This window comes from Chitinophaga lutea (assembly GCF_003813775.1).
GTDB lineage: Bacteria > Bacteroidota > Bacteroidia > Chitinophagales > Chitinophagaceae > Chitinophaga > Chitinophaga lutea.
Genome location: NZ_RPDH01000002.1, coordinates 1937883 through 1956643, shown reverse-complemented (window position 1 = coordinate 1956643; position 18761 = coordinate 1937883). Strand labels below are relative to the sequence as shown.

Annotated in this window: 16 protein-coding genes; 10 read left to right on the top strand and 6 right to left on the bottom strand. The window is 52.3% G+C overall.

Going from position 1 to position 18761, the window contains the following annotated elements:
- Nucleotides 1–1254: a glutamyl-tRNA reductase gene (gene hemA / locus EGT74_RS20140; RefSeq protein WP_246008262.1), complete on the bottom strand. Its 1254-nt coding sequence runs from the start codon at nucleotides 1252–1254 to the stop codon at nucleotides 1–3.
- Between the two features lie 317 nt (nucleotides 1255–1571).
- Between hemA and hemH the strand changes: the two genes are divergently transcribed.
- The 6 genes from hemH to EGT74_RS20110 all read left to right on the top strand — a co-directional run bounded on the left by hemH (nucleotide 1572) and on the right by EGT74_RS20110 (nucleotide 8323).
- The gene (gene hemH / locus EGT74_RS20135; RefSeq protein WP_123848356.1) at nucleotides 1572–2615 is read left to right on the top strand and encodes a ferrochelatase; all 1044 of its coding nucleotides are present in this window, start codon (nucleotides 1572–1574) and stop codon (nucleotides 2613–2615) included.
- Nucleotides 2616–2729: 114 nt separating this feature from the next.
- Nucleotides 2730–3863, top strand: a complete 1134-nt coding sequence (locus EGT74_RS20130; protein ID WP_123848355.1) for a Re/Si-specific NAD(P)(+) transhydrogenase subunit alpha — start codon at nucleotides 2730–2732, stop codon at nucleotides 3861–3863.
- Nucleotides 3864–3892: 29 nt separating this feature from the next.
- Nucleotides 3893–4201: an NAD(P) transhydrogenase subunit alpha gene (locus EGT74_RS20125; RefSeq protein ID WP_123848354.1), complete on the top strand. Its 309-nt coding sequence runs from the start codon at nucleotides 3893–3895 to the stop codon at nucleotides 4199–4201.
- Nucleotides 4201–5724 carry an NAD(P)(+) transhydrogenase (Re/Si-specific) subunit beta gene (locus EGT74_RS20120; RefSeq protein ID WP_123848353.1) on the top strand — a complete coding sequence of 508 codons (1524 nt, stop codon included), beginning with the start codon at nucleotides 4201–4203 and terminating at the stop codon, nucleotides 5722–5724. Before EGT74_RS20125 ends, EGT74_RS20120 begins: the two co-directional genes overlap by 1 nt.
- A 60-nt stretch (nucleotides 5725–5784) precedes the next feature.
- Complete coding sequence (locus EGT74_RS20115; protein WP_123848352.1) at nucleotides 5785–7167, top strand: methyltransferase RsmF C-terminal domain-like protein; 1383 nt, start codon at nucleotides 5785–5787, stop codon at nucleotides 7165–7167.
- A gap of 112 nt (nucleotides 7168–7279) precedes the next feature.
- Entirely contained in the window at nucleotides 7280–8323 is a 1044-nt protein-coding gene (locus tag EGT74_RS20110) for a LysM peptidoglycan-binding domain-containing protein (RefSeq protein ID WP_123848351.1), read from the top strand.
- A 207-nt stretch (nucleotides 8324–8530) separates the two neighbouring features.
- On the opposite strand, the gene EGT74_RS20105 is transcribed toward EGT74_RS20110, so the two are convergent.
- From EGT74_RS20105 to EGT74_RS20090, 4 genes are all read right to left on the bottom strand, one after another.
- Nucleotides 8531–11623, bottom strand: a complete 3093-nt coding sequence (locus EGT74_RS20105) for an RHS repeat domain-containing protein (RefSeq protein ID WP_123848350.1) — start codon at nucleotides 11621–11623, stop codon at nucleotides 8531–8533.
- 637 nt (nucleotides 11624–12260) lie between these two features.
- Complete coding sequence (gene fmt, locus EGT74_RS20100; RefSeq protein WP_123848349.1) at nucleotides 12261–13184, bottom strand: methionyl-tRNA formyltransferase; 924 nt, start codon at nucleotides 13182–13184, stop codon at nucleotides 12261–12263.
- A 111-nt stretch (nucleotides 13185–13295) separates the two neighbouring features.
- Nucleotides 13296–13547 carry a hypothetical protein gene (locus tag EGT74_RS20095; protein ID WP_123848348.1) on the bottom strand — a complete coding sequence of 84 codons (252 nt, stop codon included), beginning with the start codon at nucleotides 13545–13547 and terminating at the stop codon, nucleotides 13296–13298.
- A gap of 38 nt (nucleotides 13548–13585) precedes the next feature.
- Nucleotides 13586–14746: an exo-beta-N-acetylmuramidase NamZ family protein gene (locus tag EGT74_RS20090; protein ID WP_123848347.1), complete on the bottom strand. Its 1161-nt coding sequence runs from the start codon at nucleotides 14744–14746 to the stop codon at nucleotides 13586–13588.
- Nucleotides 14747–14837: 91 nt separating this feature from the next.
- Between EGT74_RS20090 and EGT74_RS20085 the strand changes: the two genes are divergently transcribed.
- The 4 genes from EGT74_RS20085 (at nucleotide 14838) to EGT74_RS20070 (ending at nucleotide 17827) form a co-directional block, all read left to right on the top strand.
- The gene (locus tag EGT74_RS20085) at nucleotides 14838–15266 is read left to right on the top strand and encodes an FKBP-type peptidyl-prolyl cis-trans isomerase (protein ID WP_123848346.1); all 429 of its coding nucleotides are present in this window, start codon (nucleotides 14838–14840) and stop codon (nucleotides 15264–15266) included.
- Nucleotides 15267–15340: 74 nt separating this feature from the next.
- A complete protein-coding gene (gene pepT, locus EGT74_RS20080) occupies nucleotides 15341–16576 on the top strand; it encodes a peptidase T (protein WP_123848345.1) in 1236 nt (411 codons plus the stop codon).
- A gap of 78 nt (nucleotides 16577–16654) precedes the next feature.
- Nucleotides 16655–17377, top strand: a complete 723-nt coding sequence (locus EGT74_RS20075) for a MotA/TolQ/ExbB proton channel family protein (RefSeq protein WP_123848344.1) — start codon at nucleotides 16655–16657, stop codon at nucleotides 17375–17377.
- Nucleotides 17378–17437: 60 nt separating this feature from the next.
- Entirely contained in the window at nucleotides 17438–17827 is a 390-nt protein-coding gene (locus EGT74_RS20070; RefSeq protein WP_246008261.1) for an ExbD/TolR family protein, read from the top strand.
- A gap of 50 nt (nucleotides 17828–17877) precedes the next feature.
- On the opposite strand, the gene prmC is transcribed toward EGT74_RS20070, so the two are convergent.
- Entirely contained in the window at nucleotides 17878–18732 is an 855-nt protein-coding gene (gene prmC, locus EGT74_RS20065; protein ID WP_158618237.1) for a peptide chain release factor N(5)-glutamine methyltransferase, read from the bottom strand.
- Nucleotides 18733–18761 lie beyond the last annotated feature (29 nt).

Here is an 18761-nt window from a genome sequence, read left to right as displayed (position 1 = left end):
TTATTCCTGATTAACGCCGGTCTCGAAAATATCACTGATCATCGCGATGTAGTCATCGCCCTTGTCTGATTCCCTGCGCACTTTGCCGGCCATAAGATTGATCATTTTCTGGATGATGCGGGAAGAAACTTCCTCGAGGTCTTCCAGGTTATAGTGTGCGCCGTTTTTCTGTTCCTTGATTTCCCTGGCATGTATCTCCGTGAGTTTTTCTTTCACGGCTTTCAGCACTACGGCATGTTTGCGCATTTTGAACCAGTAAAGGAACTCTTCCATATGCTCATCGATGATGGCTACGGCTTTGGGCACTTCACTGAGGCGCATCTGCAGCGTTTCGTCCTGCACTTTGCTCAGGTCGTCTACGTTCACCACTTCCACATGCCCAAGTTCCCGTACTTCGGGGGCCACGTTGAAGGGGATAGACAGGTCGATGATCAGTTTGCAGCAGCCGCCTTCCATGTGAGCGGGAAGAATGGTGGGCTGCGGTGCGTTGGTAGCTACCAGGATGACGTCCGCATGTTTCAGCGTGCCGTTCATCTGGTCGAAAGGAGTGAACTGCAGGCCGTGCTGGCCGGCGAATTCTTCGGCCACCGCGGCGGTGCGGTTGATGAGCGTGATGTTGCGTACGCCCAGGTATTCCATCATGTTTTTGCAGGTATTGCGGCCTATTTTGCCGACGCCCAACAGCACGATGTTTTTATCCTTGATGTCCTGCACCTTCTTTTCCAGCATGCGCACCGCGGCAAATGCCACCGATACGGTGCCGGAGCTCAGGCCGGTTTCATTTTTGATGAGTTTGGAAACCTGCAGCACGCTGTTTACCAGGCGCTCCAGGAAAGTGCCGATCGCGCCGTTCGCTTTGGCGAATTTGGCGGCGTTCTTGATCTGGCCCACGATTTCATAGTCGCCGAGGATCTGGGAATCAAGCCCGGTGCCCACATGGTAGAGATGGCGCACCGCCTCTTCGCCGGATTTGGCATACGCCAGTTCGGCAAACACCTGCGGATCCCCGCTGGCGGCATTGCACAATAAATCCCTCAGTACTGAGGCCTCTGCGGCAAATCCATAAATCTCGGTGCGGTTGCAGGTGGAGAGTACGAACAGGTCGTTCAGGCCGGCCTCGCGGGCGGTCTGTAAAAGTTGCTGATATTGGTCCTGGCTAATGGCATATAGTCCCCGGATCGCAGCGTCAGTTTTCTTATAGTTGATTCCAACGATATGAAAGTGTGATATGTCTTTGGGCTGATTGACCTGCATGTTTTTCTTAAAAGCTTCCGGGTGCAAAAATACTGGCATACACTTCAAAACCACGCCTGGTGCTGTCACTAGTGTGTCATTTCTACCCCTGTTCACAAAGGCTCCCAAAAAATGATTTTCATCATGTTTGATCATATGCGGCATGCGTAGGTGTTTGCGCGGATTCGATCACAAAGTTAGCGATAATCCGCCGGATGAACGATGACCGCAATCAACGCCCGATGGCCGCTCCGGGGCGTCTATTCTAACAATTTAATGACAGAACCTGTCGTATATAGGATGAAAAGCGCTTACTTTTGCAACAATTTTAAAGGTCTATGGTCGCAAAATCTGATACAGCTATCGTATTGATGAACCTGGGCTCGCCGGATTCAACGGAGGTGCCTGATGTAAAGAAGTATTTGCTTGAATTTCTGATGGATAAACGGGTGATCGACTATCCCTGGCTGGTGCGCAAGCTGCTGGTAGGCGGTGTGATCGTGCCGCGCCGGGCCGAAAAAAGCGCGGAAGCCTATAAAAGTATCTGGTGGCCGGAAGGCTCCCCCCTCATCGTACTGACCAGACAATTGCAGAAAGCGCTGCAGCACGACCTGGAGATGCCCGTGGAAATCACCATGCGCTACGGCAACCCTTCACCGGCCGCTACGTTCGACAAACTGGCCAAAGAACACCCGGGGCTGAAGGAAGTGATCCTGCTGCCGCTCTACCCGCACTACGCCATGAGCAGCTACGAAACCGCCGTGGAATACGCTAAACAGATCCACCAGCGCAAACGCTATCCCTTCGAACTGAAAATTGTGGAACCGTATTATAAACGGCGGGAATATATCAACGCCCTTGCCGAAAGCATGCGCCCGTACGTGGAGCAGGACTATGACTACCTGCTCTTCAGTTACCACGGCGTACCGGTGAGGCACATACGAAAAGGCGACATCACCGGCGGGCATTGCCTGAAAGTGAACGATTGCTGCCATGTGGACTCCAAAGCCCACACGCAGTGTTACCGCCACCAGGTGATCATCACCTCGGAGCTGGTAGCGCAACAGCTCGGCATCCCCAAACACAAATGGGGCGTGTCGTTCCAGTCGCGGCTCGGGAAAGAGGAGTGGATCAAACCTTACACCGCCGAACGTTTTGAGTCCCTGCCGAAGGAAGGGGTGAAGAAACTCCTGGTGGCCTGTCCCGCTTTTGTGTCCGACTGTCTCGAAACGCTGGAGGAAATCGGCGTGGAAGGCAAACATTCCTTCATCAGCAGCGGGGGCGACAGTTTTACGATGATTCCCTGCCTGAATACGCATCCCCTCTGGGTAAAAACCATCAGTACGCTCTGCCGCGAGGTGATGGAGCCCGTATCGGCATAAAAAAATAATTCTCCGGAAGGGCGCGATGGTTATGCATTGCGCCCTTTTTTTGTGCACACCGCCCCGTTTTTCCGCTTTTTTTCGGTAAATTCCATCAGCAAAATTCCATCACTGATGATCTTGGCCGTTCTTAAAGAAAAAGCAGGAGAAAACAGGGTATCGCTCGTTCCGGAAGTCGTTAAACAGATTGTGCAGCAGCAGGTAAACGTGTGGGTGGAAGAAGGCGCCGGCATGCAGGCATTTTACCCGGACGAAGCATACCGGCAGGCTGGCGCGGAAATCAGGCCGCGGGCCGAACTGCTTCAGCAGGCAGATATATTGCTGAGCATCCGCCATCCCGCGGCGGAAGACTGGAAAAACGCATCCCCCGGCAAGATCTGGATGGGTGTATATCAACCCCTCTACAACGCCACGCTCATGCAGGAGTGGGCGGACAAACAATTCACCGTTTTCAGCCTGGACACGATTCCCCGCACCACCCGTGCGCAAAGTATGGACGTGCTCAGTTCCCAGGCCAACATTGCCGGTTACAAAGCCGTGCTGCTGGCCGCTTATACCTATTCCCGCTATTTCCCGATGTTGATGACCGCCGCCGGCAGCATTCCGCCGGCCAAGGTGCTTATTCTCGGCGCCGGGGTGGCAGGATTGCAGGCCATTGCCACCGCCCGCAGGCTGGGGGCCGTGGTGGAGGTGTTCGACACCCGCCCCGCCGTAAAGGAAGAGGTGATGAGCCTCGGGGCGAAGTTCGTGGAAGTGGAAGGCGCCGCCGACGCCTCGAAAGCAGGCGGTTACGCCGTGGAGCAGTCCGCCGAATACAAACAGAAGCAGGAGCAGAAAATAGCCGAAAGCACCGCGAAGGCAGACATTGTGATCACGACGGCCCAGATACCCGGAAAACCAGCGCCCATCCTCATTTCGAGGGCGATGGTGGAAAACATGAAAACCGGATCCGTGATCATCGACCTGGCCGCCGCCACCGGGGGGAACACGGAGGTGACCAAAAACGGGGAAACCATCCTGCACAACGGCGTCACCGTGATCGGGAATTCGGACCTGGCGGGCACCGCGCCCGCAGATGCGAGCAAGCTGTATGCCCGGAACGTGCTGAATTTCCTGAAACTCATCATCGGTAAGGAAGGCGCCCTGGATCTCAACTTTGCCGACGACCTCGTGAAAGGCACCTGCATTACCCACCACGGCGAAATCGTGAACGACCGCGTGAAGCAGCTGCAAACCGCTACAGTATAATCTTTCAGCAACATTATAATTCCCTGCATATGAGCGCAGTACTGGATTTTTTACAACTGCATATCGAGATGGTATACATCGTGATACTGTCCATTTTCCTGGGTATAGAAGTGATTTCGCGCGTGCCTTCGGTATTGCATACCCCGCTGATGAGCGGCGCCAACGCCATTCACGGCGTGGTGATCATCGGCGCCATCATCGTGATGGGCAAAGCGGAAACCGACAATTACCTGGCGCTGGTACTGGGCTTTTTGGCGGTGATACTCGGTACGCTGAACGTGGTGGGCGGTTTTGTGGTGACAGACAGAATGCTGGAAATGTTTAAAAAGAAGAAATAATGGGATCAAGTCTTTTGTCCATCGCCTACCTGATCGGCTCAGTTACGTTCATTGTGGGGCTGAAAATGCTCAGTAATCCCGCTTCCGCCCGCAAAGGCAACCTGGTGGCCGCAGCGGGCATGTTCATCGCCATCGTGGGCACCATTTTCCTGTATGAAGAAGGCGGCGAGCGGCTGCGTAACTACGGCTGGATATTCGGCGGGCTGCTGATCGGCACCGTGATCGGTGTGGTGGCGGCACGCAAGGTGAAAATGACGGCCATGCCCGAAATGGTGAGCATGTTCAACGGGATGGGCGGCGCCTGCGCGATGCTGATTTCTATTGTGGAGTTTAATCATCTGATTCACGGGGCCCCGCCATCATCGCCCACCGTGAATATGGAACTGCTGAACGTGAACATTTCTGTTTCGCAGAACACGACCGGCACATTGCTGGTCATTTTGCTGGGTATGATCATCGGCAGCGTGTCTTTTGCAGGTAGTGTAATTGCCTGGGGAAAACTGAACGGAAAAATAAAGGATTTCGCATTCAACGGCCAGCATATCGTTAACCTGGTAGTGTTGGGCGTGATATTGATAGCTTCCGCATATGTGATATATGCAACAGGTCAGGCTACGGAAGAAGTACTGACCATGAAGCTGGGCAGGAGCGAGCTCGTCGTGGGTGAAACGCATATGCCGGCGGGTATCGGATGGATATTTTATGCCGTGCTGGCATTATCGCTCCTGTACGGCATCCTCTTCGTGATGCCCATCGGTGGCGCCGACATGCCCGTGGTGATTTCGCTGCTGAACTCCTTCACCGGCGTGGCAGCGGCCTGCGGCGGTTTCCTGTACAACAACCCGGTGATGCTCACCGGCGGTATCCTCGTCGGTTCTGCAGGTACCATCCTCACCATCCTCATGTGCAAAGCCATGAACCGCTCGCTCAAAAACGTACTGATCGGCTCTTTCGGCGGCACGCAGACTGCCGGCGCTGCCAAGGAATATGGCAGTTACAAGGAGATCAGTCTCGCCGATGCCGCCGTGGTAATGCGTTACGCCAACAAAGTGATGATCGTGCCCGGCTATGGCCTCGCCGTAGCGCAGGCCCAGCACGTTTGCCACGAGCTTGAAAAACTGCTCGAAGAAAAAGGCGTGGAAGTCAACTACGCCATCCATCCCGTCGCGGGCCGTATGCCCGGCCATATGAACGTATTGCTCGCGGAAGCCGATGTGCCGTATGAGAAACTCGAAGAAATGGATCAGGCCAACGCCGGCATGAATACCACCGACGCCGTGCTGGTGCTTGGCGCCAACGATGTGGTGAACCCCGCCGCGAAAAACGATCCCGCCAGCCCCATTTACGGCATGCCCATCCTCGAAGTGGAAAACGCCAAAATGGTGATCGTGAACAAACGCAGTATGAAACCCGGTTATGCCGGCATCGAAAATGAACTGTTCTTCCAGCCGAAAACCTCCATGCTGTTCGGCGACGCAAAAGCCGTGCTGCAACAGCTGGTGGCGGAGGTGAAAATGTTATAGTGTTGCAGTGATCGTGCTGCAACGGCATAAATCATTAAATTTGCGGAAAAAGGAAACACATTGCCACCTTTACCGCCTTCTTTTACAGACACACTGAAAGGCTTGCCGGGCTACGATCCCGAAGCGTTTTCAGCCGTGCATGCATCCGGCGAGCGTATCACCTCCGTACGACTGCAACCGCAGAAAACAACCGGCATCGCCGGGCTTTTCCCGCAGCTCGATGTAACGCCGGTGCCCTGGAGCCGTTACGGCTACTATTTGTCCAGCCGCCCTTCCTTTACTTTTGATCCGCAGTTCCATGCCGGTGCGTATTACGTGCAGGAAGCATCTTCCATGTTCCTCGAAGAAGCGATCCGGCAGACCATGGATTTGGACGAACCGCTGAAAGCGCTCGATCTCTGCGCTGCGCCCGGCGGCAAATCCACCCTGATACAGGCCACCCTGCACCCGCAGAGCCTGCTGGTGGCCAATGAAGTGATCAAGTCGCGCGCCGCGCTGCTCTCCGATAATATCTCGCGCTGGGGCGCCGATAACGTGGTGGTGACCAATAACGACCCCCGCGATTTCTCGCGCATCGGCGAATATTTCGATCTTATCGTGGCCGACGCGCCCTGCTCCGGTTCGGGGCTTTTCCGTCGCGACCCGGAAGCGATCGACGAATGGTCGTACGACAATGTGATGCTCTGCAGCCAGCGCCAGCAAAGGATCCTGGCAGACGCGCTGCCCGCCCTGAAAGCCGGCGGCGTGCTCATTTACTCCACCTGCTCGTACGCCAGGGAAGAAGATGAGCTCATCATGGACTGGCTGCTGGAGAATTTTCCGCTGGAAAATATTCCGCTGCAACTCAACCCGGGGTGGCATATCGTGGAAACGCTGTCGCCGCAGCGCCAGGCCGCCGGTTACCGTTTTTACCCCGACCAGGTGAAGGGTGAAGGGTTTTTTATTGCCTGCTTCCGGAAGTATGGAGAGGCCGCGCCGCATAAAAAACACCGCGGCCAGCTCAGCCTGCTGCCGCCGCGCGAGGTGGCCCGTATTCAGCCGTGGCTCAATGTTTCAGACGAACATATGCTGATGCTGCACCAGGACGAGGTGATCATCCTCACCCCGCACATGGCCGAAGAGCTGCCGCTGCTCCAGAAAAACCTGTACATCCGTAAAGCCGGCGTCAAAGCAGGGCAGCTCAGCGCCAAAGACCTGATACCCGACCATCAGCTCGCGCTCAGTACCTGCATAGCGGCGGATTTGCCGGCCACCGACCTTGCATTGGAAGATGCGCTGCGTTATCTTCGCAAAGACGAATTGCAGCTGCCGGACATCGCGAAAGGATGGACGCTCATGCGGTACAACGGGATGAATCTCGGCTGGGCCAAAGTGCTGCCAAACAGGGTGAATAATTATTATCCGAAAGAGCTGCGCATTTTAAAAGCAGGTACGCCGGAATAATCCCGGCCCGCAACGGTTGCGGGGCAACAACAAATTTGCTCTTTTGTCGTTTCGATATAAATGAAAATTCGTTTTTAACACATATATTCGTTCCCTTAAAGTATTAGAAATTATGTTAAAGTCAGTTTTGTTGGGAGTTTTGTTGACCAGTACAATAGGGGTAACCGCGCAGGACACACTTCTTGTACACGGCAGCGCGCCTGATCTGTATTTGACGCATACGGTGAAGAAAGGGGAAAACTGGTACAGCCTCGGCCGTTCCTATGGTTTAAGCCCGAAAGACATTGCGGCGAAGAATAAAATGCAGATGGATCAGGGTTTGAGTTTAGGTAAACAGATCAGTATTCCTTTAAGTAAAAACAATTTCATACAGTCGAAAGATGCGCAGAACGGAGCAGGCCTTCGTCCCGTTTACCACAAGGTAGCCGAGAAAGAAACGCTGTACCGTATTCACGTGCGTTACGATAAAGTGCCGCTCGATAATGTGCGCCAGTGGAACCGTTTCACCGGAGACGGCGTGCAGAAAGACGCTTACCTGATCGTAGGTTTCGTGAAGGGTAATGGCCAATCCGCCGTACTGGCATCAGCGCCGGCTCCCGTACCTGCACCGCCCGCGGCGCGCACGGAACCAGCCATCGAGCCCGCAGCAAAACCTGTTGCGAAAACACAGCCTGCCGAACCGGAAACAACAAAACCTGTTGTAGTCAAATCACAACCCGCCGAACCGGAAACCAAACCTGTACCGCGTTCGCAGACTGCCGAGCCCGAAACGAAACCCGTAGCCGAAGCGCCCCGCGAAACCAGCGTCGGCCGCACGCCCTCCATCCCTGAAGGAGGATTCGAGCAGATCTACCAGCAACAGACCAACAACGGCAGGAGCGTCGTTACGGAGAAAGGCCCCGGCACCTGGTTCAGGAGCAATGCCGTGGTAGGTTCAGGTAAATATTACGCCCTGCACAACACCGCCCCGCGCGGCACGATCGTAAAAGTAACGAACCCCCTGACCGGCCGTTCCATTTACGCCAAGGTGCTGGACGCCATTCCGCAGCTGAAATCCAACGCCAACCTCATTATCAAGCTGAGCGACGCCGCGCAGGATGCGCTCGGGATTAATGAAGGGCGATTTTATTGTGAGCTAAGTTATGATGAGAAATAAAGAAGGGTCGCAGTGCACCCGGGCTGAAATAGCGGCAGAATCCTGAATGAAGCAATTAATGAACTGCATAAACGAAACAACCCACACGCTCCGTGTGGGTTGTTTCGTTTTAGTTGGTATTGAGCCGCTGAAGACCTTCTTTTAGCCGGTATTCAGTATGGTATAAAAATTATTCAACATTTGAGTATTTCCTTCGCCCTCAAGCTACTATTCACTGAACTTATAGCTGTACATTTTCAGGATTTTGCCTTCGTGATCTTTTATAAACGAAAGCCTTCCAAAATTATCGTATGAATAGTAGACGGTTCGGCCATTAGTATCAGTTTCACTCGTTACTCCGATTAACGGCTTGTAAGTAAATATGGTAACAAAAGCGCCGGGAATATTGCGCAGGTTGCCCAGATGACTGCGAAGTGTGGTGTCATCTGCAGGATTATCAAGTACACTCTGGTTGATATAGGTTTTCGCAACATCATAAGTGGTGTTTGTGATCTTTGCCACCGGGTACTGCGAGTTGTATCCCCATAAATAAACCTCTTTGACATCATTTGCCTTCTGCTGCTCTACAATATTGCCGTGCGAATCGTACTGATTGAATAATATCCTGGTTTCAGGCGTATTGGAAAGTGTAGATGCGTTTACCCGGTCTTTTACAATTAAATTTCCCGTTTGCCTGAAGTTGGTTTGAATGGTAGACAGCAGCTCTTCGTTGCCATTCCGGAGAATGAATTCCTTTTCTTCCAATACCGGCGTTAGTATATTCCTCGCTACCATTGATTGCGAAACAACGTCTGAATGATCTTGCGGATATTTGAACCGGCTTATTTTAAACTCACCGCTGCCGGAATTTCTTTCGGTTTTGGTTAAATAACGATTCTCCGCATTCTCATACGCATATTGGGTAACGACATCAATTTTCCTGCTGGTATCTGTAGCATCATATGTGGTTACGCTATCCCGGAATTTCCTGTACGCGCCGGTTGTAATGCTGTAAGGATAAATGCCGAACAAACCATAACTCCGGACTAAATTAGGATAAACCGGGGCTACTTGATCGGGGGTCAGCGTCTGGTACCCGGGGTAGCTTAGCAATAAAGAGCCAAAGGTAACCGGCGTGATCACCTGTTTGAAAATAACAGCTGTTTCCACTTTCGCATTGTAAGTAATGTATTCATGCTTGGTTCGTGAAACAGGGTAGTACTGATTATTCTCAAATTTGTAATGCTTTTCTTCCAGTAGCTCCCCCTGATGCCAGGCGTTATTGATGGACCCGTAGTTTCCGCTGCTGGCAAACATGCTGGGGATCAGTTCATGGTAAGATAAATTTACATCAAACTTGTACACGGATTTTCCATTGGTGCCACTGCCGTCCTTATACAGGCTGGCAGTTTGATAGACTACGGGGCTTCCATTAAAGCTCGGCGAGCTGTATTTTGAAATGCCCTGAAAATTCCTTTTCCAGGCAAACAAATTGCCCTCACTTTCATTGTACATGCACTGCGCTCTAAAACTCGTAGGGTAGTAACCAACATAGTCGTCATAATTCTTGTAGAAGATACCCTCATCCAGCACTAGTATGCCCAAGCCGTTGTCATTCTCTCCATACTTGTAAAATTCCTGCGTGGCCATCGCGTCCGGAGAAGTATAGGTTTTGATGGATTTAACCCTGAGGCCGCCTCCCATTGCCTGTTGAGAAGTGTAAAAGGACCAGTATTTATGCGGTTCAAACTCAAATTGCGTATACCCACCGGTCGGGAAAATAATCTTTTTCAGCATGCCCGCCATCATATGGCTGGCGGAAGGCTCCCTGTTTGCGGTGCCTACTGTATAATTATTCGGACTGGTGAAACTGTACCTGTTTTCAACGGTAATAGAAGAGCTGCCGGTTAAATAACCTAGGTAAAGTGATTGAAAAGTGGTGTTGCTGTATGATGCATAGGGAATCAATTCCGTATTGCTCTGCCCGTTACTGTACCCCCAGTAGTCGATGTTATACGAACCATAGTGGGGCAAAGGAGTAGTTTCATACTCAAACGTGTATTCCTTTTTATCGGTAGGAGAGGCAATATTTACTTCAGAAAATTTTTTGAGCCGAAGCCGGTTATTTTTCCATGAGTCGGTGGTAGTGGGCGAAGCCGCCGCGTACTCCGTACCGAACAGAAACTTTTTAGTCAATACGTTGTTGGCGTCATATATCTCGATATTATCCAATGCACGGTTGGTGGATAATTCTACAGCAGGTACGTCATTTCTGCCGCTATTCCTGTTAAATAATACATAGCCGTTTTTGAAATTGATTCTTTTTATCCGCAATTCATCATAATCCACGTTCGTTTTCTTGATTTTTCCATATCCACTGCATGGATCCAGTTCTGTATCCAGGATCTGTATGCCATCCAGGCAATAGACTGACGTGTTTGGGGACTCGAATAGCCTCAAACCAATGGTTTTTACATGCTGTTCGATTTCATCGTGGATCTTTGCCACCTCATATTCAAACGTGATCGTGTCTGTCAAATTTGCGGATATAATAGAGCTCAGTTGCCAGGTACTGATATACGAAGTCAGATTTGTACACGTGGAAGGGTATCCTGACAGGAACTTGCTAACGGTGTATTGGGAAAAATTAAAAATCGCCCCGTTGTCGCTCGTAAGCCGGAAACACACTTTATTGGAATTGTCAAGGAATTTTTCAATCTCGATGGGCTCAAAAGGGATGGTCATGAAAGAGCGCGCCTTCGTATAGATGAACTTCCCACTTTTGCCTGGTATGTTATAATGAAACATGTCCGGCTCCAGATCGCGCCCCCACACAGTAGTTCCTTGAACGGTCGTGGAAATGGGAATGAAATAGTCCTGGATGTATTGCATCAGCGAATCGTGGTGATTGATGCCGTCTATCGTATTAGCGCCGGGAGGCACATAGTTGAAATATCCCCAGGCGCCCTGGCCGGTTGCATCGTCTGCAATTCCGTTGACGCTCCTGCTAATTTGACCGCCCGCATTAATAATCCAGCCCATCCCTACATCCGACACCCTTTGGTTTACCTGGTTGCCGGAGGCGTGGTAGGATAAGGTGATCGGGAAGCTGAGATTGCCGGATTTAACTTCATACAATGGGAAACTTATATCAGGTACCCCTGTATTCAAACCAACGGGAATTTGACCATATTTGCCTAGTTCGGCTGCATTCGGAGAAGGTGGGATCAAAGACTCGATATTGATTTTCTGCTGCGCCGGGACAATATTCACAAGCGCCAATAACAATATGACGGTGGCTGTCGTTTTTTTTACACTCATATAATTTTTCGATTATAAACTGAGAACTGTTTCAGCATGGAAGGGAGCCAGGTTGACTGATGCCGGGCAGCGGTATACCAGGACCATCCGGCAGATTACCAGCAAAATGCAGGAAAACTTACCTGAAACAAGATAATATTTCGTGGATGGAACCAGTAAACGAGTGAACCCCAGTAAAAGGCCGCGATGCTTTCCCCTGGGATGTTCATACGTTAAGCTGACAGAATTGATTGCGCAGGTAACTTCAGTTAAGTTGGGTAACAACCTGGTATAAGGATTCATGGAAAACTGATTGAATTTCGGGATAAGTCCGGAGCGGTCAATTTCTGGTGGAAATGCCTGATCTTGGAACGAAGTTCTTGTTGCGGGGGACGATTAACAATTGCTATTTTGATATTTTTCGATACTATTTTGATCTGTGCGTGAATGCCCGAAAAAGAGTTTGGTGCGGCAAAAGAAATTACCGCAAAATACCAAAGCCAGGAAAGCGGTGGTAAAAATAGGACGGCCATGCCTTTGGGCGCGTTTGCGTGGGCATGTTACACAGGTTTTCAAAACAACACAGGATGATGACAATCTTTCCCTGGTTACTGTTCTCCAAACCTGAATCCTTCCACAGGGTGACAACCTTTCCTTATTACTTCACCTCAAACCGGAAGCCCCGCAAAAACTCTTCCACGCCCATTTTCTTCTTGCCTTCCAGCTGCAGTTCTTCCACACGGATGTATCCGCCTTCCGTCGCGAATTTCAGGTATGTCTTGTGATCGCTGTGCGCGGAGCCGGCGGCATGTGCATGTACGCCCGGTTCTTTCACGGCTTTGAATATTTTGAGGGTTTTGCCCTGGAGGGTGGTAAACGCCGTAGGGTAGGGGCTGAGGCCGCGGATGAGATTGTAGATTTCTTCCACGGGTTTCTCCCAGTTGATCCGGCAATCGTCCTTGAATATTTTAGGCGCGTGTTTGAGCTGGTCTGCGGGAATGTTGTTCTGCACGGTGCCTTCGATGCCGCCTCCGGCGAGGGCTGCCACGGTTTTGATCAAAACGTCCGCGCCGGCCTGCATCAGTGCGTCGTGCAGTTCGCCGGCCGTTTCATCGTCCCGGATAGGTACTTTGGCGGAAAAGAGAATGTTGCCGGTATCGATTTCGTGTTGCAGTTTGAAGGTCGTAACGCCGGATTCTTTTTCACCGTTGATGATGGCCCAGTTGATCGGCGCCGCACCGCGGTATTGCGGCAGCAGTGAAGCATGCACGTTGATGGTGCCCAGGGGCGGCATATCCCACACCAGTTCCGGCAGCATGCGGAATGCCACCACCACCTGGAGGTCTGCTTTATAGGAGCGCAATTCTTCGAGAAATGCGGGGTTCTTGAGTTTTTCCGGCTGCATTACAGGAATATCGCGGCTCACGGCATATTGTTTCACCGCGCTCTGCTGTAACTGCAAACCCCTGCCCGCAGGTTTATCAGGCGCTGTAATAACGGCCACTACATCATAACCATGCTGCACCAGCGCATCCAGAGAGGCCACGGCAAAATCGGGCGTGCCCATAAAAATGATTCTCATCCTGCAAATGTATCAAATTAGCGTTCGTTCGAAAACGGTATTCGGGAAGAATGGGAAAAAGGTGACCGGTTGAGATGCTTTTTCCCGTTCAGATTCGATATCCCGTCCGCGTCAGCAGCCTTCATATTTCAGATGCCATCTTTCCGCTTTAAATTCAATGTCCTGTGCCGGTAGGAAACCTTCATATTTCAGATGCCATCTCCCCGCTTTAAATTCAATGTCCTGTGCCGGTAGGAAACCTTCATATTTCAGATGCCATCTCCCCGCTTTAAATTCAATGTCCTGTGCCCGTAGGAAACCTTCATATTTCAGATGCCATCTTTCCGCTTTAAATTCAATGTCCTGCCGATAGGAAACCTTCATACTGACATTTTCCGTTTAAAGCTAAACGCTCTACCCCATCAAAAATCCTCATACAACAGGTATTTCTTCCTGATGGCTTTGAACTTCTTCAAACCCGGCTGCCATGTGGCACGGATGGCCGCTGCGGATTTGCCGGCTTTGATCTGTGACTGTAAAATGCTGTTGCCGGCGAGTTTGTTGAAAAACGCGTTGAAGAACCTGCTCTTCTCAGGGAACAGTTTATAGGCGTTCAGAATGTATTCCAGCTCGATGGCGTTCACCGGCGCTTTAGCGGGTGCGGAAAGATCATAGCCGTAACAGGTCTGGTCTTTCAGTACGGGATTTTTGGCGCCGGGCACGCTGCGGGGCGTGAATGCAAACAGGTGTTTGGGCAGCGACGGGTGCCCGTACACCTGGAAGGGCTTGTCGGTGCCGCGGCCCAGGCTGAATGCCGTGCCTTCGAAAAGGCAGGTGGACGCGTAAAGGTAGATCGACCGCATGTTCGGCAGGTTGGGCGAGGGTTTGACCGGCAGGCTGTACATCGTGCGGTGGGTATAGTTTTCACAGGGGATCACCGTGAGATCGCATTTGACGCCGCCTTTCAGCCAGCCTTCGCCGTTGAGCAGTTTCGCATATTCGCCCACCGTCATGCCATGCACGGTGGGGATGGGCTGCATGCCCACGAAGGAGCGGAAGGCGGTATCGAGAATGGGCCCGTCTACGTAATGCCCGTTGGGATTGGGCCGGTCGAGCACGATGAGCGGTTTGTTTTGCTCGGCAGCGGATTCCATCAGTTCCTGTAAAGAGGAGATGTAAGTGTAAAAGCGGGTGCCCACGTCCTGGAGGTCGAACACCAGCACGTCCACATCCGCGAGGTCCGCACTGTCTGCCTTGCGGTGTTTGCCGTAGAGCGATACGATGGGCAGGCCGGTGGCGGAATCCGTCGTATTGCCGAGTTTTTCGCCGGCGTCGGCCTGGCCGCGGAAGCCGTGCTCGGGACTGAATATCTTGACGATGCGCACGTTCCTTTTCAGCAGGGAGTCTACCAGGTGCGACGCGCCGATGATGGACGTCTGGTTTACGAGCATGCCCACCCGTTTGCCTTCCAGCAACGGGAGATAGGCGGCGGTACGGTCGGCGCCGGTTTTAACGGGCTGCTGGGCCAGGGCGGGCAAACAGCAGCAAAGCAGCAGCAGGCAGGCGAGATGTTTCATAATCATAGCGTTGAATGTAACAAATTAACGAGCTGTGGCCAGAAATCAAAAACAAAATGTACCTTCACCTTTCATTATCTCATTTTAAATTTTTTATATGCAACAGGTAAAGACCGGAGATACCGTACGGGTACATTATCACGGACGTTTACAGAATGGTCAGACCTTTGATTCTTCAGAAGGCAGGGATCCGTTGGAGTTTACTGTAGGCGCCGGTATGGTGATCAAGGGGTTTGACAGCGGCGTGCTGGATATGAAGCCGGGCGACAAAAAGACCCTGAATATTCCCGTAGAGGAAGCTTACGGTCCGAAAAGCGACGAAATGATCATGGACTACCCGAAAGCGAACATCCCGGCAGACCTGAACATTTCCGTGGGCATGGATTTGCAGATGAGCAACCCCCAGGGCCAGGTATTCCAGGTGAAAGTAGCCGCCATCGGTTCAGAGTTCATCACCCTCGATGCCAACCACCCCCTCGCCGGTGAACCGTTGATCTTCGATATCGAACTGGTAGAAATCGTTTAACTGATTCTATAATTTTAACAGGAAAAGTAAAATCGGGGCCTCCCTTTTTTACTTTTTCTTTTTTAAGACAGCCCATGGAATATACCGTAAAAGAGCGCTTCCTGCGTTATGTGCAGATCGATACGCAGTCGGACCCGCTCAGCACCACTTTCCCTTCCACCGAAAAGCAAAAAGACCTGGCGCGCCTGCTGGTACAGGAATTGCAGGAAGCCGGCATCAAGGATGCCGAAATGGATGAGCACGGGTATGTATATGCCACCATTCCCGCCACCACCGCCAAACAGGTGCCCGTCATCTGCCTCTGCGCACATATGGACACGGCCTCCGATTGCAGCGGCACGAATGTGAAACCCATCGTGCATGCGGCCTGGGACGGAAAAGACATTGTATTGCCGGACGACAGTTCGCAGGTGATCAGCGTCAAAGACCATCCGTACCTCGCGGATAAAAAGGGGCACGACATCATCACCGCCAGCGGCGCCACCCTGCTGGGGGCCGACAACAAAGCCGGCGTGGCCGAGATCATGGACGCCGCCCGGTACCTGGTGCAGCACCCGGAGATCAAACATGGCGCCATCCGCATCCTGTTCACGCCCGACGAGGAAGTGGGCCGCGGGGTGGAGCACGTGAACATGGAGAAGCTGGGGGCGCAGTTCGGGTACACGATGGACGGCGGTGAGCTGGGCTCGCTGGAAGACGAAACCTTTTCCGCCGACGGCGTGCAGATCACCATACAGGGCATCAGCGTTCATCCCGGCGCCGCAAAGGGCAAACTCGTCAGCGCCATCAAGGTTGCGGCGGAAATCGTGGCGGAACTGCCGAAAGACATTCTTTCGCCGGAAACCACCGAAGACCGCCAGGGTTTTATTCATCCCGTACGCATACAGGGCACGGTGGAAAAAGCGGCCATCGATTTTATCATCCGCGATTTCACCGTACCGGAGCTGCAGGGGCACGAGTTTTATCTCCGCAAGATCATGGACACCATCGTGCAAAAGCACCCCGGCGCTACCGCAACGTTCAAGGTAACGGAGCAGTACCGCAATATGAAAGAGGTGCTCGACAAACATCCGCAGGTGGTGGCCTTCGCCGAAGAAGCCATCCGCCGCGCCGGCGTGGAGCCGCTCAAAATGAGCATCCGCGGCGGAACGGACGGTTCCAGGCTATCATTTATGGGCCTGCCCTGCCCGAATATTTTTACCGGCGAAATGGCCCTGCACAGCAAACATGAGTACATCAGCGTGCAGGATATGGAGAAGGCGGTGGATACGATTATCCACCTCGTTCAGGTATGGGAAGAGAAGAGTTGATAATAAATTATACAGCATTGCGTTTTTATTATTACTTTGACCCCTTATAATTTCATGAAAAAGGTTAAAATTTAATTCATGTCAGGACTCGTTACGTTCATGCAGGTTATGCAGGATTCGCTGCAGCTGGCCAAGGCCGATTCACTGGCCGCCGGCGCCAATGCTGCGGCCGCTACGGCACAGGAGATCAGGTTGTGGGATATGATTCTGAAAGGCGGACCGCTGATGATCCCGCTGGGTATACTTTCCGTGATCGCCGTATATGTTTTTGTGGAAAGATTCATTACCATTTCAAAAGCGGGCAAACTGGAAAGCAACTTCATGCCCATGATCCGCGATCATATTACTTCCGGTAACATCAACGCCGCCCGCTCGCTGTCCAAAAACACGAACAGCCCCATTGCGCGGATGATCGACAAGGGTATCCAGCGCATCGGCAAACCCATCGAAAACATCGAAAAATCCATGGAGAATGTAGGCAAGCTGGAAATCTACAAAATGGAAAAGAACCTCGTGATACTGGCCATCATCGCCGGTATTGCGCCGATGTTCGGCTTCCTCGGCACCATTGCCGGTATGATCCAGACTTTCTTCAACATTTCCCAGACCTCCGATATCACCCTCAGCACCATTGCCGGCGGTATCTACGTGAAGATGGTGACATCTGCGGCCGGCCTGATCATCGGCCTGGTGGCGTACATCGGCTACAGCTACCTGCAGGCGCAGATCGACAAGGTGATCAATAAAATGGAAGGTTCCTCTTCAGAGTTCATCGACGTGCTGCAGGAACCGACCAAATAATTATTCATTCGTAATTGATAAGATATGAATTTGCGGAGGCGAAAAAAAGGACATGCGGAAATGCATAACGGCGCACTGAACGACATTCTGTTCATCCTGCTGTTATTCTTCCTCATCGTGTCTTCCCTGGCCAATCCCAACGTCATCAAGCTGATGTTGCCGAAGGCCAAAAGCAATACCAAAGCAAAACAGACCGTGGTAGTCAGCATCGATGCGGGCCAGCAGTTTTATGTGGGCACGCAGAAGGTGAGTTTTGAACAGCTGCGCGCAACGCTGGTGCCGAAAATCCCGGTAGGGGAGGTGGACCCCACCATCGTGATCAATGCGGAAGAATCCGTTCCCATCAGCGCGGTGGTAAGCGTGATGCAGATCGCGCGCGAATTGGGGGCCAAAACGGTGCTGGGCACCGCCAACCCGCAGAGCGCCGCGGCGGCGCCGGCTAACAAGTAGTAAGATGGTTTGTAAAAATAGAAAGCCCCGGCGCTGTGCCGGGGCTTTTTTTATGGGCGGGTACCGCGTACCATTCTGTCTTTTCCAAACATGTCCTGCTTCAGCTGCACATCCGTAAACCCTTTTTTCTTCAGCATCTCCGTTACTGCTGCTCCATAGGATTCATGTATTTCGAAATACAGCCTGCCTTTGGGCTCCAGCTTCTCTTTGGCCAGCATGGCGATAGTGCGGTAAAAGAGCAACGGATCCTTGTCTGGCACAAACAGCGCGATGGAAGGTTCGAAGGCTTCCACCTGCTTTTGCATGCCGCGCTTTTCCTGTTCGGGGATGTACGGCGGGTTGCTCACGATGATGTTGAACGTGGGGAGCACTTTGTAGGTGTCGGCCGATAGCACGTCGTGGTGCAGGAAGCGGATGGGTGTGTGCTGGATGCCCGCATTGCGGGTGGCGATGGCAATGGCGCCGGCGCTGACGTCCATCGCCCATACGTCCGCCACAGGCCACTGATTTTTCAATGCAATGGGAATGCTGCCGCTGCCGGTGCCGATGTCGAGCAGGCGCAGCGCGGGTTTGGAAGGATGGTCGAGCAGTATCCATTCCACCAGCTCCTCTGTTTCGGGGCGGGGGATCAGTACCTGGTCGTTCACCACCAGTTCGAGCCCGTAAAACCAGCTTTTACCAGTGATGTGCTGAACGGGGCGGTGTTCGAGGAGGTCGTTCAGTGCCTGCTGATATTGGGTTTCCTGCGCGGGCGACAGGTCGGCGTCCTTATGCACAACACGGTCCAGTTTTCCCAGCCCGGTAATATGTTCCATTACCAGGTGTGCGATATTCGCGGCTTCGCGGGCATCGTAGACGGGCCTGATGGCTGTTACGAGGCTGGCAAATGCAGATTGAATGGTCATGTTCTTCAGATCATCAGCGGAAAATAGCC

Bases quoted from the DNA above. Each gene is read 5' to 3' on its own strand.
- hemA (WP_246008262.1), bottom strand. From the start codon at position 1,254: ATGCAGGTCAATCAGCCCAAAGACATATCACACTTTCATATCGTTGGA.
- hemH (WP_123848356.1), top strand. From the start codon at position 1,572: ATGGTCGCAAAATCTGATACAGCTATCGTATTGATGAACCTGGGCTCG.
- EGT74_RS20130 (WP_123848355.1), top strand. From the start codon at position 2,730: ATGATCTTGGCCGTTCTTAAAGAAAAAGCAGGAGAAAACAGGGTATCG.
- EGT74_RS20125 (WP_123848354.1), top strand. From the start codon at position 3,893: ATGAGCGCAGTACTGGATTTTTTACAACTGCATATCGAGATGGTATAC.
- EGT74_RS20120 (WP_123848353.1), top strand. From the start codon at position 4,201: ATGGGATCAAGTCTTTTGTCCATCGCCTACCTGATCGGCTCAGTTACG.
- EGT74_RS20110 (WP_123848351.1), top strand. From the start codon at position 7,280: ATGTTAAAGTCAGTTTTGTTGGGAGTTTTGTTGACCAGTACAATAGGG.
- EGT74_RS20105 (WP_123848350.1), bottom strand. From the start codon at position 11,623: ATGAGTGTAAAAAAAACGACAGCCACCGTCATATTGTTATTGGCGCTT.
- fmt (WP_123848349.1), bottom strand. From the start codon at position 13,184: ATGAGAATCATTTTTATGGGCACGCCCGATTTTGCCGTGGCCTCTCTG.
- EGT74_RS20095 (WP_123848348.1), bottom strand. From the start codon at position 13,547: ATGAAGGTTTCCTATCGGCAGGACATTGAATTTAAAGCGGAAAGATGG.
- EGT74_RS20090 (WP_123848347.1), bottom strand. From the start codon at position 14,746: ATGATTATGAAACATCTCGCCTGCCTGCTGCTGCTTTGCTGCTGTTTG.
- EGT74_RS20085 (WP_123848346.1), top strand. From the start codon at position 14,838: ATGCAACAGGTAAAGACCGGAGATACCGTACGGGTACATTATCACGGA.
- pepT (WP_123848345.1), top strand. From the start codon at position 15,341: ATGGAATATACCGTAAAAGAGCGCTTCCTGCGTTATGTGCAGATCGAT.
- EGT74_RS20075 (WP_123848344.1), top strand. From the start codon at position 16,655: ATGTCAGGACTCGTTACGTTCATGCAGGTTATGCAGGATTCGCTGCAG.
- EGT74_RS20070 (WP_246008261.1), top strand. From the start codon at position 17,438: ATGCATAACGGCGCACTGAACGACATTCTGTTCATCCTGCTGTTATTC.
- prmC (WP_158618237.1), bottom strand. From the start codon at position 18,732: ATGACCATTCAATCTGCATTTGCCAGCCTCGTAACAGCCATCAGGCCC.